This is a genomic window from Pseudomonas syringae (genome assembly GCF_001698815.1).
Lineage (GTDB): Bacteria > Pseudomonadota > Gammaproteobacteria > Pseudomonadales > Pseudomonadaceae > Aquipseudomonas > Aquipseudomonas syringae_A.
This window is the reverse complement of sequence record NZ_LGSI01000005.1, coordinates 20030-33532: the sequence shown is the minus strand read 5'-3', so window position 1 is coordinate 33532 and position 13503 is coordinate 20030. Positions and strand designations below refer to the sequence as shown.

Here is a 13503-nt window from a genome sequence, read left to right as displayed (position 1 = left end):
TGCACTAACTTCCCGCGAGTCAGTGGCCCAGACCGACCGCGTTATCGTTCTTCGCGGGCAAGCCTCGCTCCAACGAGTTGAGTGTTTGCTGCGTGACAGCGCGGTGTCTGCACGACAAGACGCCTCTCATCTAGCGTCAGACCCGAAACCCTCCGGCACGCCCTTCACCTTTTCCGTATGATTACGCGCCCATTCCTGTAAGAAAGAACCCTTCATGCCATTTGTTGTTTACCTCCTGGGCCTTACGATTTTTTCGCTGACTACGGCCGAGTTCATGATTGCGGGCATGATGCCGTCGCTGGCGGCGGCGCTGGATGTCTCGGTTGGGCAGGTTGGTTACCTGATTTCGCTGTACGCCGTCGGCATGGCTATTGGCGGGCCGGTATTGACTGCTTTGGTGCTGGCGCTGCGTATGCAGAACAAACCGGCGTTGTTCTGGTTGCTGATGCTCAACGTTGTGGGTGCCGTGCTGGCTGCGATGGCGCCGACGTATGAGGTGCTGGCTGTAGCGCGGGTGTTGATGGGCGTTGCCAGTTCGGCCTGCATCGGTGTATCGCTGACTATCGCCGCACATCTGGTCGAGCCACACGCTCGAGGCCGCGCCGCCTCTTTCGTCCTTGGCGGGCTGATGTTTTCGCCGGTGCTGGGCGTACCGGCAACCGCGCTGATCGAGCAGCACTTCGGCTGGCGCGCCAGTTTCTGGGCGATTGCCGTGCTGTCGATGATCTGCACCGCCGTGGTTGCGCTGCTGGTTCCTGCTTCGAAAAGCCGCGCGGTGGTCAGCCTGGCGGCGGAGTTCAAGTCCGTCCTGAACGGCAAACTGTGGGCGGCCTACGTCACCAGCGGCCTGATCATTGGTGCGACGTTCACGGCATTCACTTATTTCTCGCCGATCTTCACCGAGGTCACCGGCTTCTCGGCGGCCTCGATTCCATGGATGCTGGCCCTTTACGGCGTCGCCAATATTGTCGGCAACATGGTGGTCGGGCGCCTGGCCGACCGGCATACCTTGCCCGTGCTCGCCGGTGGTTTGGCCTTGCTCTGCGCAGGGCTCGCGGTTTTTGCACTGTTCGCGGAAAACACCGTGGTCAGCATCGGCGCCTTCTTGGTCATTGGTTTGACGGGGGTGTCGCTGAATCCGGCGATGGCGGCGCGAGTCATGCGTGCGGCCTCGCCGGGACCATTGGTCAACACCATGCACACTTCGATCATCACCGCAGGTCTGGCGTTGGGCACTTGGGCGGGGGGAGCCGGTATCGACGGAGGTTACGGCTTGCGTTCGCCGCTGTGGGTGGGCACGGCGCTGGCGCTGGCTGGGTTGCTGAGCCTGGCGCCGTACCTGGTCAGCCGTCTGAATCGGCCTGTGATGACTGAGTGTCCACAGGCCTGATCCGTTTACATCCTGAAGCGAATGACCAACTGATTAAGCCCGACCGCCAACTGCGACAATTCGCTGCTCGCGGCGGAAGTCTGGTTGGCGCCTGCGGCGGTCTGCACCGACAAGTCACGAATGCTGGTCAGGTTGCGGTCAACTTCCCGCGCAACCTGCGCCTGCTCTTCAGTGGCTGATGCGATGCTGATGTTACGTTCGTTGATCTGCACGATTGCCGCTGTGATGTCGGCCAGGGCGTGACCCGCCGCCTCGGCGATGTCCAGGCTGGCACGGGCGCGCTCACTGCTATGACTCATCGCGCTCACGGCCTTGCTCGCGCCGCCTTGAATCGATGCGATCATTTTCTCGATCTCGGCAGTGGACTGCTGGGTACGATGCGCCAACGCCCGAACCTCATCGGCAACGACCGCAAAGCCACGTCCGGCTTCACCGGCCCGCGCGGCTTCAATGGCGGCGTTGAGCGCCAGCAGATTGGTCTGGTCGGCGATACCGCGAATCACATCCAGCACGCCGCTGATGCCCTGGACCTGAACCGCCAGCCCGTCGATCTCTGTGGCGGTCACGCCGACGGCTTGATGCAGCTCATGAATCACACTGACCGTTTCGTCTACGCGTTGACGACCATGGGCCGCTGACTGACTGGAATCCTGCGCTGCGGTGGACGCCAGCACGGCATTACGCGCCACTTCTTCAACCGCTGCGCTCATCTGATTGATGGCGGTGGCGGCCTGATTGATTTCATCGTTCTGACGCTGCACACCGCGCAAGGCGTCTTCGGTCACTGCTGTCATTTCTTCAGAGGTCGATGCCAGCTGATTCGAAGAATCACCCAGTTCGCCCAATGTTTGTCGCAGGTTCTGCTGCATGATCGCCAGCGCCGCGAGCAGTCGGCCCGGTTCATCGCGGCCGTCGGCAGCAATCGGCTTGCTGAGGTCGTTGGCAGCAATCTGCTCGGCAATCGCCAATGCTTTGGCGATGGGTGCCGTCAGGCTGCGGGTGAAGAGCGCGGCCAGCGCCAGAGTGGCAGCCAGTGCCACCAGGATTGCGGCGATGGTGACGTTGCGAGACTGCGAGTAAGTCTCATCGGCCGCCGAATCGGTCTGCGCCACGCTGACATCGACCAGACGAGAAACCTCGTTGATGTCCTTGGCCAGCAGCTCGGCTGCCTGGGTCATTTCGCCGGTCGACTGGGTCAGGGCGGTAATAACGTCTTCACGTTTCTGGGTCACGGCATCCAGATAGCGCGCATGCACACCCAGATAACTGGTCATGTTCCGCGTCATGCTGGCGAACGCCTGCCTGCCTTGGTCGCTGGTCATCAACGGCTCAAGCTTGCGAACGTCAGTTTCAAGGCCGCTGCGTGCGCCCATGACTTTTTGACGCGCAGAATCGGCGGTGTCAGCGTCCTTGGCCATACGCAAGCTGCCGTTCCACAACCGGATGGTCAGCAGATCGGCTTTGATCCCGTCGACCGCCTGCACCGTTGGCAACACATTGTCTTGCAGCTGCTCCCTGGACTCTTTCAGGCGCGAAGACTGGGCAAGTGAAAACAAGCCGAAAACCGTCACCAGCAAGGCAAAAAAGCCGAAGCAGAGCAGTGAGCGGGGTGCGATGTTGAGGTTTCTCAGATTCATGCCAGGGCCCTGCGGAAATGGAAAAGCGATTACAGACTATCGACATGAAACGTTTCAGCTTGAGAAGAAATGAAACCCGATGGATGGAAATCCTGCGCCAGGCGATTGGTGTGAACCTTGCAGAAGCCCTGTTCAAGCGTTCGGAACAACGGAAACCTGACGCTGCGCCACTTCCCACATATACGCACCGACGTGCTCTGCGAGGAGCAATGTCATGGAGACAGTTTTGAGCACCCTCGAAGAAATTGCAGCAAACCTAATGGCGCTCGAACTGCGGGCGGACCGAACCCAGGCAAAGCTTTTCGCACTGGATGACGCGGGCTGGGAAGAACTCATGCCGAGGTCCAGAGCCGAAGCCCCTGACTATTTCCCGGCACAGACATTCGCCCCGGATCTGCTTGTGCAGATGCCGCCACGAAGCAAGATCACGGTATTGCGTCTGATAAAGGGTGGGCTGTCCTGAGGCCATGACTCGGCATTTTGCTTAGCGTAGGGTTGTTCAAGTTCAGTTAGATTGAAGCAGCAGTAATGGAGCGTCCGGACGACACTCCATTACCTTGGTGTTGGTCTGGAGACAGCTGATAAGCAACGAGCTGATTTCCCGACACCTACCCCTCGTCAAAAATTCAGCGCGGGTTCGGCGCATCATCAAACTCGGCGTTATCGACATCAACGTCAGTCATGTCCTGCTGCGCGTCGGCATCGTCATCGCTATCTAGCGGCACTGCGCCTTCGTTATCCGGCAACTCATCCACACCCGGTTGATCACTTGGGTTCAGATCAGTACGCCCAGGGCTCAACGGATCGGGAGACGTCGGAACCGGATCATCACCCCCCATTGCGCCTTGCAGTTTTGTATCGGTTTTCATAACCACCTCCGTTGCTTGCGCTTGCGTGCATGGTTGTTGGAAGTCAGGGAAGGGCACTGGTTCGGGGTATTTTCTGGGGGGATGGCTGAGTTGCTGAAGAATCGCTAGTGGTTGTGCTTTATTGAAGGATCGCCAGATTGGCGATACGTTTGGTTCTCTAAAAGTCGCCAGCTCATTAAATTGCTTTGCTGGAGGAGTGGAATTTATCGCATCCATGAAACGCCCCCGCGTGCAGGCCGTGCAGGCACGTCCGGGTTTTATGCTGGTCCTCACATTTGTTGATGGGCAGCGTTTTCACTTGGACATGAGTCAGGACGTCGCCAACTACCCCGGCCTGAAACCCTTGCAGGATCGCAAAGCTTTTGCCAGTGCAAGTCTGGGGGATGACGGTTGGACGGTTGAGTGGCCTCAGCTCGACATTCAAATTGGCGCAGATACGCTTTACCTAAGCCTCAGTCCCTCGACGCTTTTCATGCTTTAAATTTAAGAATCCTCTGACAGACCCCGCCCTCCAAACCTTGTTAAAACGGAACATCTCAACCACGTCCAAGCCAACAAGGAAGCGGTCAGGTGTTCTACCTCAAGAATCTTTATTGGAAGCGCTGGATCAGGCGGCACGGCTGCAAGCTGGCTCGTGGGCTGCTGTCGGTGCAGGGCAAAACCGAGCTATTGATCGAAGTGGGCGTCAGGCTCGGTGACGTGGATATTACAGCCAGCTGCGTCAGGGTTGGCGCTCACACCTACATACGTAGCGGTAGCCATCTATCCCTGGTGTCATCTATCGGTCGTTTTTGCTCCATCGGCGGCGATGTTTTTATCGGTCAGGAGAAGCACACTCATCCAACCAATTGGCTGAGTACCCATCCGTTTCAGTACACTAACTCGCCACTGTCTTATCACGCGCCAACCGAGCTGACTGTCATCGGGCACGACGTGTGGATCGGGCACAGCGCGACGATCATGGAAGGCGTGACGGTCGGTACCGGGGCCGTCATAGGAACCGGAGCGATGGTCACGAAAGACGTGCCGCCTTATGCGGTAGCCGTCGGCGTTCCGGCCAAGGTTGTGAAATATCGATATCCGCCAGAGGTCGTTGAGCGATTGCTGGCGTGCAAATGGTGGGAGATGGCTGTTGAGGATCTGCACAAGCTACCGCTGGATGATTCAGTGGCGTGCCTCCAGATGCTGGAAACAGCGCCGCGATTTGCATTGAGCAGGTTTCAGTTAATGAAGGTCACGCGGAAAGGGGTCGTGTTGTTGTGCCTGTCGGATTGATCGCCACTAGTGATGGATCGATAGGGTGTACGGCCGCGACGCATAAGGCTGATGCCTGTATCCGACATATATAAAGGAGAGGTGTTATGCGTACCGTCTCAATTTTCAAAAACGGTAAAAACCAATCGATTCGCTTGCCTGATGATATGGCTTATGAAGGTATTGATGAGCTGGAGATCACTCGCATTGGGGACACGATTACCCTGCGGCCAGTGCGTCCGAGCTGGCTGTCACTGGCTGAACTGCCTAAGGCTGATATGGACTTGCTGCAAGATCGGCCGAGCGTTTTCATTGATGAAGGACGGTTTGAGTTGTAAATGCCGCTACGGAGTCCAGCATGGAAAGCTAGCGCTTATTTCGTGTGAATGGTGGTTGCGGGCAGTCAGAAATGCGCGTGGTAGCGAAAATCAAGGGGGCCATTTTTTGGATTTTCCGTTGTGAAAACAACATTCAGAAGCCAAAACGGCGAAAGCCGCGCAATGCGCGGCTTTCAAGATGGTGGGCCCACACGGACTCGAACCGTGGACCAAGGGATTATGAGTCCCCTGCTCTAACCAACTGAGCTATAGGCCCTCAGTAGGCCGCGGATTATAACGGCGGTTTCGCGGCTGTGCTATCCGAATAGTCTGAAAGACTCATAAGAAGAAACCGCGCGCTGAATTCGTCAGGGTGCAGCGGAGGGCTGATCAGGTAGCCCTGGATCTGTTCGCAGCCTTCGTCGGTGAGGAATTGCCGTTGTTCCACTGTCTCGACGCCTTCGGCGATGACGGTCAGTTGCATGCTGCGGCCCAAGGCGATGATGGCTCGGGCGATGGCGGCGTCGTGGGGGTCGTCAGGCAGGCCGCGGATGAACGATTGATCGATTTTCAGGATGTCCAGTGGCAGGCGTTTGAGATAGCTCAGCGAAGAGTAGCCGGTGCCGAAGTCGTCGATGGCGAGTTGTACGCCGAGTTTTTTCAGTTTGTGCAGGACGCTAAGGGCTTCTTCGGCCTGGCTCATGATGAAGTTTTCGGTGATTTCCAGTTGCAGGTAGCCGGGTTTCAACTGGTTTTTCGACAGCAGCTGTTCGATGCGCGCCAGCAGGTTGGGTTGTCGCAGTTGTGCGCCAGCGAGGTTCACCGACAGCGAGCCAAACGGCTTGTAGGTTTTGTTCCATTCGCACATTTGCTGGCAAGCCTGTTCGAGCACCCAGTCGCCGATTTGCAGGATCATGCCGTTCTCTTCCGCCAACGTGATGAAGTGCTCGGGATGCACCTCGCCAAAGGTGGGATGGGTCCAGCGCAAGAGGGCTTCGGCGCCCACCAGTTTGTGGGTAATCAGGCTGACTTTGGGTTGGTAGCTCAGGCTCAGTTCATTGCGCTCGATGGCTCTGCGCAGTTCATGTTCCAGCGCGATGCGCTCGCTGGCCTGGGAGGTCAGGTCGCGGGTGTAGCTTTCTACTCGATTGCGACCTTTGGCTTTGGAGCGATACATGGCGGCGTCGGCGTTTTTGACGACGGTGGCGACGTCTTCGCCATCAGTCGGGAACAGGCAGCTGCCGATGCTGGCGCTGATGAAGAACTCGTGTTCGCCGGCCTGGAAGGGCGCGGTGAAGCAAATCAGCAATTTGGTCGCGATGATCTCGGCGTCACTTGAGTTTTGCAGCCCCGGCAGCAGGATGATGAATTCATCGCCGCCAAGGCGCGCCACGGTGTCGATGTCTCGCAGGTGTTCCTTGAGGCGCTGGGCGATGCCTTGGAGCAGCAAGTCGCCGACCGGATGGCCGAGGCTGTCATTGATATGTTTGAAGCGGTCCAGATCCAGGAACAGCACTGCGCCGAGACTGTTGGATTCCAGGCTGTGAATCAGCGCTGCCTGCAGACGGCTCTCAAAAAGGGTGCGATTGGGCAGGCCGGTCAGGGGGTCGTGGTGCGCTTGATAATCGAGTCGAGCCTGCGCGTGCTTGAGGCTGGAAATATCCGCGAATACCGCGACGAAGTGGGTGATGAACTGATCCCTGTTTCGTACAGCGCTGATCGTCAGCCAGCTTGGGTAAATCTCTCCGTTCTTGCGGCGATTGCTGATTTCGCCCTGCCAATGACCTTCGGCGGTGAGCTGATACCACATGGCCGCGTAGAAAGCGCTGTCGTGCAGTCCGGACGCGAGCAGCCGAGGCGTCTGGCCGATGGCTTCGTGTTCGCTGTAACCGGTGATTTCACTGAAGGCCCGGTTGACGGCGTTGATGCGTTGGCGGGTATCGGTGATCAGCACACCTTCGGCAGTGCTCTCGAAAACGGTGGCGGCCAATTGCAACTTTTCCTGCATCTGCTGGCGCTCGGTGATGTCCCTGGCGATGGTCAGCATGCAATCTTCGCCGGCAATCAGCAGCGGGCGCGAGGAGATCTCGCATACCCGGATCTGGCCGTCCTTGCGCCTGATGTGGCTGCGAAAGTCGCGAACATAGCCATCCCGGTTCAAAAACTTCAGCAGTTGTTCGCGCTCTTGCAGATCCACCCAGATTCCCATAGTGATGGTCGAGCGGTCGACTGCGGTGGCGCCGTCATAGCCAGTGATCCGGGTGAAGCCTTCGTTGACTTCAACCAGCAAGCCGTCGCTCTGGCGGGTAATCAGCATGCCGTCTGGCGAGGAGTGGAACGACTTGGCGAACTTCTCTTCCGACAACTGCAACTGCTGCTGGGCCTGCTTGAGCTGCGTGATGTCGCGAACCACGACCACCACGGCCCGAGTGGAATCCAGATCGAAAGGTTCAGCGGACAGCAGCCCGGAAAAGGTCTGGCCGTTCTTGCGTCGAAACGGCATTTCAAGGTTGCGGATACTGCCGCTTCGCAGGCGCTCAAGCAGGCCCGGACCAATGCCGGGAACACCCCAGATATTGAGTTCGGTGGGGGTTTTGCCGATCACTTGCTCTGCGCTGAGTCCGATTTGTTCGACGAACGCTTTGTTGGCTTCCAGAAAGCAGCCGTCGCTGAGGCGGGCGATCACGAGGATATCCGGGCATTGGGCGAACACCGAGGCGAACTTCTCCTCGGACAGGCGCAGGGCTTCCTCGGTTTGCTTGGTCTCGCTGATGTCGATCATCAGTCCGCGCATCAAGGGCTCGCGGCCGTGACGGATCAGGCTGACGATATCGCGAATCCAGAACATTCGGCCGTCGGCGCTGAAGACCCGATAGTCGACGCTGTGATCGTTGCCGTTGTGGGTTTCCCTGTCGCAAAGATGTTCGGTGTGGGGGAGGTCATCCGGGTGAACAATGCTGCGCCAGAAGCCGGGTTCCATCCATCTGGCGAGCGGATAGCCCAGCAATCGTTCGGCCTGAGGCGAGACGTAGTTGTAGGTGTAGTCGCGGACGTTGGCTTCCCAGGCAATGGCCGAGAGGCTTTCTACCAGGCCGCGATAGTGATACTCGCTGCTGCGCAGTTCCTGTTCCAGGGCGACCCGGCGGGAAATTTCCGAACTGAGCTTTCGGTTGGTGCGAACCACGATCGCCAGCACCGTGGACAAGAGCAGCAGGCCGGGCAAGCCGTAGAGTAGAAAGTTCTCCCAGAATCGAGGGCGTTCAGGGCTTCTACCTGTGCGGACGGCCTGATCCACTGTGCTTTGCGGAGCGGTAGCGCTGGCCAGGAGTTCGTCTTCGTGAAAAACCAGTGATTTCAGCGTTGATCTTTGAAACTCCGGGACGGGCGAGAGCGTGCTGATGGCTATGTCGAGGTCATGACGAACGCTGGACCAGATACGTTCAGGATCTGTAAGGGTCAATGCGTTGGCAACGAACGGCAGGCCAATCAAGGAAGTAAAGATAATGGCCGGCAGTCGTGACATGGCAGCCTCAAGGGTCGCAGATAGCATGAGACGAGTGTAGCCGTACTGAGAAAAGCGTGACACGGGATGTAAAACTTATTAGCCAGAATGCAAAACCCCCAGCAAGGCCGGGGGTTTTGGTGTCAGCTTGTAAGCTTATTCGTCAAGGAACGAGCGCAGATGCTCGCTTCTTGTCGGGTGACGCAACTTGCGCAGAGCCTTGGCTTCAATCTGACGAATCCGCTCACGGGTCACGTCAAATTGTTTGCCTACCTCTTCCAGCGTGTGGTCGGTATTCATATCGATACCGAAACGCATACGCAGGACTTTGGCTTCCCGGGCAGTAAGGCCCGACAGCACTTCGCGGGTTGCTTCTTTCAAGCTTTCAACGGTAGCGACATCGATTGGCGACTGCATGGTCGAGTCTTCGATGAAGTCACCCAGGTGCGAATCTTCGTCGTCACCGATCGGGGTTTCCATGGAGATCGGCTCTTTAGCGATCTTCAATACCTTGCGGATTTTATCCTCAGGCATTTCCATGCGTTCGCCCAGCTCTTCCGGGGTCGGTTCGCGACCCATTTCCTGCAACATCTGCCGGGAAATACGGTTGAGTTTGTTGATCGTCTCGATCATGTGTACCGGGATACGAATGGTACGGGCCTGGTCGGCAATCGAGCGAGTGATCGCCTGACGGATCCACCAGGTGGCATAAGTCGAGAACTTGTAACCACGACGGTATTCGAACTTGTCTACCGCTTTCATCAAGCCGATGTTGCCTTCCTGGATCAAGTCGAGGAATTGCAGGCCACGGTTGGTGTACTTCTTGGCGATGGAGATAACCAGACGCAAGTTCGCTTCAACCATCTCTTTCTTCGCGCGGCGGGCCTTGGCCTCACCGATCGACATGCGACGGTTGATGTCCTTGATTTCGGCAATCTTCAAGCCTGTCTCTGTTTCCAGAGCGGTCAGCTTTTGCTGGCAACGCTGAATATCAGGTTGCAGGCGACCAATGGCTTCAGCGTATTTGCTTTTGCCTTTGGCCAGCGCCTCACTCCAGCTTTCGTCAACTTCGTTGCCAGGGAACTGGCGAAGGAAGTCAGCGCGGGGCATACGTGCATCACGTACACACAGCTGCATGATGGCGCGTTCCTGAGCACGCAGGCGCTCAAGTGCACTGCGGACACGCTCGACCAGACCTTCAAACTGTTTTGGAACCAGTTTGATCGGCATGAACAGCTCAGCCAGTGCAACCAGCTCGGCCATTGCCAGCTTGTTGCCACGACCGTGCTTTTTCAGGGCCTTGCGGGCGACTTCCATCTGATCGGAAACGGCGCCGAAACGCTGTTGAGCAATGACCGGGTCCGGACCGCTTTCGACTTCTTCTTCGTCGTCAGTGGAATCGTCCTTCTCTTCCTCTTCCTCGTCGCCTTCAGCAGCCTTGACTGTTTTAGGGTCGACAGGCGGCGGCACCTCGGCTGGCGGCGCAATGCCGTCATCCGGGTCGATGTAACCGCTCAGGACGTCAGAGAGGCGACCGCCTTCGGTCGTGACACGTGTGTACTCGGAGAGAATATGGTCGACCGTGCCAGGGAAGTGCGCAATTGCGCCCATCACTTCACGGATACCTTCTTCGATACGCTTGGCGATTTCGATTTCGCCTTCGCGGGTCAGAAGTTCGACCGTACCCATTTCACGCATGTACATACGCACAGGATCAGTGGTGCGACCAATGTCGGTTTCAACCGCTGCCAACGCTGCTGCCGCTTCTTCTGCGGCTGCTTCGTCGGTGTCGGCATCGGCCAGCATCAGGGCGTCCGCATCCGGGGCACTCTCGTGTACCGGGATCCCCATGTCATTAATCATGCGGATGATGTCTTCCACCTGCTCGGGATCTGAAATATCCTCAGGCAGGTGGTCGTTGACCTCTGCGTAAGTCAGATACTTCTGCTCACGACCCAGGGTAATCAACTCTTTGATACGAGACTGCTGTTGCGCTTTTCCGGACATAACACCCTATCCACTGAAGGTCTTGGCGGGCAAAAAACAAGCCGAGGATTATACCCGAGCTATGACCTCACGCGCCAGTTGAGGTCGGGGTTTGTGCAGGAACATTACGAATTAGCAGGTCACGCAGCTGAATTTTCTCTTCAGCGCTCAACTCGGTCTGACGTGCCTTCTTGATCAGATGTTCCAGGCTACGCTCGCGTTGGCGGGCGGATAAACTAGTTATAGTGTCGAAAAACTGCTGTTCAAGGTTATCGGCCTCGATCAGCCATTCCTTCTCTGCCAGTGCTCGCAACAGGCGACCTTGTTCGGTGCCGTGCCAGCGTGCAATCAATTGCAGTGATCTTAAGTTGGGGTTTTTTTGCAAAGCTTCAAGCAAAGCCACCAACAATTGTGCATAAATGTGATCTTCTGCCGCGAAATGACTGGCATCTTCGACTTTTGCTGCCAGCTCCGGATGATGCAGTAACGTCCGTAAAGCTGTCAGTGTTGGTGGTTCGACGGTGGTCGGCGTGCGCGGGACACGTGGTTCGTAGTCAGGTCGCTTGCCTTTTTTGTCCCACGGCTTCTTTTCCCACTTTTTCTGGCCCTGGCCGGCGGCTTTCTTCGCCGTCCAGTCCTGCTGTCCTTCATACCCGCCGGGTTGCTGATAATCAGCATAGTCGGGCATTGCGTCATAATCGATGTTCGGGTCGTAGCTGGGTGGCGCTTCAGCGGGAGCGTTCTGCACCAACTGACTGACGGCCTCGCTGTTGAGTCCGGTTATTTCCGTGAGGCGCTGACGCATCAGGGTCTTGAGGTTCGCGCCGGGCACTTTGTCGATCAGTGGCGCGGCAAGCGTGGCCATGTGGGCCTTGCCTTCCAGCGAGCGCGGATCGGCTTCCTTGGTCAGCTGCTCGAAGAAGTAATCGGCCAGCGGTTGCGCATGTTGATTGATGCGCGCCTTGAACGCATCGGTGCCTTCGGAGCGCACCAGGGTGTCCGGGTCTTCGCCTTCGGGCAAAAACAGGAAGCGGGCGCGACGTCCATCCTGAAGGCTGGAAAGCGTCGCTTCCAGGGCGCGCCATGCGGCGTTGCGGCCAGCCTGGTCGCCGTCGAAACAAAACAGCACGTTCGGTACCACCCGGAACAGGCGCTTCAAATGTTCTTCGCTGGTGGCGGTACCCAGCGTGGCGACCGCATTGCGCAAGCCTTGCTGGGCCAGCGCGATGACGTCCATATAGCCTTCGACAACGATGATTTCGTCGAGGCTGCGGTTGTGCTTGCGCGCTTCGAACAGGCCGTACAGTTCCTGGCCTTTGTGAAATACCGGAGTTTCCGGTGAGTTCAGGTACTTGGGCTTGTCGTCGCCCAATACCCGGCCACCAAAGGCAATGACTCGCCCGCGACTGTCGCGGATCGGAAACATCACACGATCACGAAATCGGTCGTAACGTTTGCCGGTTTCCGCGTTTTCAATCAGCAGTCCGGCATCAATCATGGCTTTTTGCTGGAGCGTGTCGCTGCCCAGATGCTTATGCAGGTTATCCCAGCCGGGCGGGGCAAAGCCGAGGCTGAAGTCCCGAGCGATTTCGCCGGACAGGCCGCGGCCTTTCAAGTAGTCCACCGCCGACTTGCGGGTCGGATGACTCTTGAGTGCCTGGCGGTAAAATTCCGCTGCGGCGGTCAGTAGCGGATACAGCGGCGAGTCGGTCGGTTGGCGGGGTTTCTGGCCTTTGACGCTCTGCTCGCGGGGTACTTCCATGCCGGCGGCTTTGGCAAGGTCTTCGACGGCCTGGGGGAAATCCAGGTTGTCGTGATCCATGATGAAGCCGAGGGCATTGCCGCCCGCGCCGCAACCGAAGCAGTAATAGAACTGCTTGTCAGGGCTGACGCTGAACGACGGTGTCTTTTCTTTGTGGAACGGGCAACAGGCGCTGTAGTTCTTCCCGGTTTTCTTCAATTGCAGACGTGAGCTGACAACATCGACGATGTCGGTGCGGTTCAGAAGGTCGTCAATGAAGCTCTGAGGAATAAGCCCGGCCATGGAATTCTCTTCATCAAGCGTTTCGCCGCGAACATCGTGGCGAATCCAGAATACAGCGACGGTTGGCTGGTTGGCAGATCATGCCTGAAAGACATGCGCCATTGAGCACCAGTGCCGACTCATCATTATCTGGAAGAGTAGCTGCCAGCAAATCCACCTGTGGGTATCTATCTAGATCAGGTAGTCAGGGGCTTGGTATTTTTGTGTTCGGCTGCGGCTGCGAGTTGGACGTCGGCCTGCGGCCTCGGTTTTCGCTCTGCGGTCGAGAAGGACGCTGCCTTGGCTGAACTTCTTGCGAAGGTCATCAAGGCATACTCGTCATGCACCCTGATTTGCTCTCGTCGGTATCGACGAAATCAAAGTGGCCCGAATTCAGGCTGGACGTGCTTTGACGGAGTGTTTATGCCGGATGTGATCGCGTGTGCGACTCAAACAGCCTCAGTCAATGTAGCGTTATGCTGTGCTTTAACTGCCGCTAGCCCGGCTTTGAGGCCGGGCGTTGCA

At 57.5% G+C, this 13503-nt stretch carries 8 protein-coding genes, 1 tRNA gene and 2 pseudogenes; 5 read left to right on the top strand and 6 right to left on the bottom strand.

Annotation, left to right across the window (positions count from 1 at the left end):
* Positions 1 to 214 precede the first annotated feature (214 nt).
* Entirely contained in the window at positions 215 to 1390 is a 1176-nt protein-coding gene (locus AFK24_RS01100) for an MFS transporter (protein ID WP_065831486.1), read from the top strand.
* Positions 1391 to 1395: 5 nt separating this feature from the next.
* On the opposite strand, the gene AFK24_RS01095 is transcribed toward AFK24_RS01100, so the two are convergent.
* Entirely contained in the window at positions 1396 to 3027 is a 1632-nt protein-coding gene (locus AFK24_RS01095; protein WP_065831485.1) for a methyl-accepting chemotaxis protein, read from the bottom strand.
* 214 nt (positions 3028 to 3241) lie between these two features.
* Here AFK24_RS01095 and AFK24_RS01090 point away from each other — a divergent pair, with 214 nt between their 5' ends.
* Complete coding sequence (locus tag AFK24_RS01090; RefSeq protein WP_065831484.1) at positions 3242 to 3490, top strand: hypothetical protein; 249 nt, start codon at positions 3242 to 3244, stop codon at positions 3488 to 3490.
* 163 nt (positions 3491 to 3653) lie between these two features.
* On the opposite strand, the gene AFK24_RS01085 is transcribed toward AFK24_RS01090, so the two are convergent.
* On the bottom strand, positions 3654 to 3896 hold the full coding sequence (locus tag AFK24_RS01085; RefSeq protein WP_065831483.1) for a hypothetical protein: 243 nt from the start codon (positions 3894 to 3896) through the stop codon (positions 3654 to 3656).
* A gap of 205 nt (positions 3897 to 4101) precedes the next feature.
* On the opposite strand from AFK24_RS01085, the pseudogene AFK24_RS01080 reads away from it, so the two are divergent.
* From AFK24_RS01080 to vapB, 3 genes and pseudogenes are all read left to right on the top strand, one after another.
* Positions 4102 to 4344, top strand: a pseudogene (locus tag AFK24_RS01080) (DUF2442 domain-containing protein); the annotation flags it as partial.
* Positions 4345 to 4466: 122 nt separating this feature from the next.
* Positions 4467 to 5171 carry a CatB-related O-acetyltransferase gene (locus AFK24_RS01075; RefSeq protein ID WP_065831481.1) on the top strand — a complete coding sequence of 235 codons (705 nt, stop codon included), beginning with the start codon at positions 4467 to 4469 and terminating at the stop codon, positions 5169 to 5171.
* An 86-nt stretch (positions 5172 to 5257) separates the two neighbouring features.
* Entirely contained in the window at positions 5258 to 5488 is a 231-nt protein-coding gene (gene vapB, locus AFK24_RS01070; RefSeq protein ID WP_065831480.1) for a type II toxin-antitoxin system VapB family antitoxin, read from the top strand.
* A 179-nt stretch (positions 5489 to 5667) separates the two neighbouring features.
* Here vapB and AFK24_RS01065 read toward each other — a convergent pair.
* The 4 genes and pseudogenes from AFK24_RS01065 to dnaG all read right to left on the bottom strand — a co-directional run bounded on the left by AFK24_RS01065 (position 5668) and on the right by dnaG (position 12999).
* A tRNA-Ile gene (locus AFK24_RS01065) sits at positions 5668 to 5744 on the bottom strand.
* 15 nt (positions 5745 to 5759) lie between these two features.
* Positions 5760 to 8717: pseudogene (locus tag AFK24_RS01060) on the bottom strand (sensor domain-containing protein); the annotation flags it as partial.
* Between the two features lie 408 nt (positions 8718 to 9125).
* Entirely contained in the window at positions 9126 to 10976 is a 1851-nt protein-coding gene (gene rpoD / locus AFK24_RS01055) for an RNA polymerase sigma factor RpoD (protein WP_065831479.1), read from the bottom strand.
* A gap of 67 nt (positions 10977 to 11043) precedes the next feature.
* Positions 11044 to 12999, bottom strand: a complete 1956-nt coding sequence (gene dnaG, locus AFK24_RS01050) for a DNA primase (RefSeq protein WP_065831478.1) — start codon at positions 12997 to 12999, stop codon at positions 11044 to 11046.
* Positions 13000 to 13503: the final 504 nt, after the last annotated feature.

Bases quoted from the DNA above. Each gene is read 5' to 3' on its own strand.
- AFK24_RS01100 (WP_065831486.1), top strand. From the start codon at position 215: ATGCCATTTGTTGTTTACCTCCTGGGCCTTACGATTTTTTCGCTGACT.
- AFK24_RS01090 (WP_065831484.1), top strand. From the start codon at position 3,242: ATGGAGACAGTTTTGAGCACCCTCGAAGAAATTGCAGCAAACCTAATG.
- AFK24_RS01095 (WP_065831485.1), bottom strand. From the start codon at position 3,027: ATGAATCTGAGAAACCTCAACATCGCACCCCGCTCACTGCTCTGCTTC.
- vapB (WP_065831480.1), top strand. From the start codon at position 5,258: ATGCGTACCGTCTCAATTTTCAAAAACGGTAAAAACCAATCGATTCGC.
- rpoD (WP_065831479.1), bottom strand. From the start codon at position 10,976: ATGTCCGGAAAAGCGCAACAGCAGTCTCGTATCAAAGAGTTGATTACC.
- AFK24_RS01085 (WP_065831483.1), bottom strand. From the start codon at position 3,896: ATGAAAACCGATACAAAACTGCAAGGCGCAATGGGGGGTGATGATCCG.
- dnaG (WP_065831478.1), bottom strand. From the start codon at position 12,999: ATGGCCGGGCTTATTCCTCAGAGCTTCATTGACGACCTTCTGAACCGC.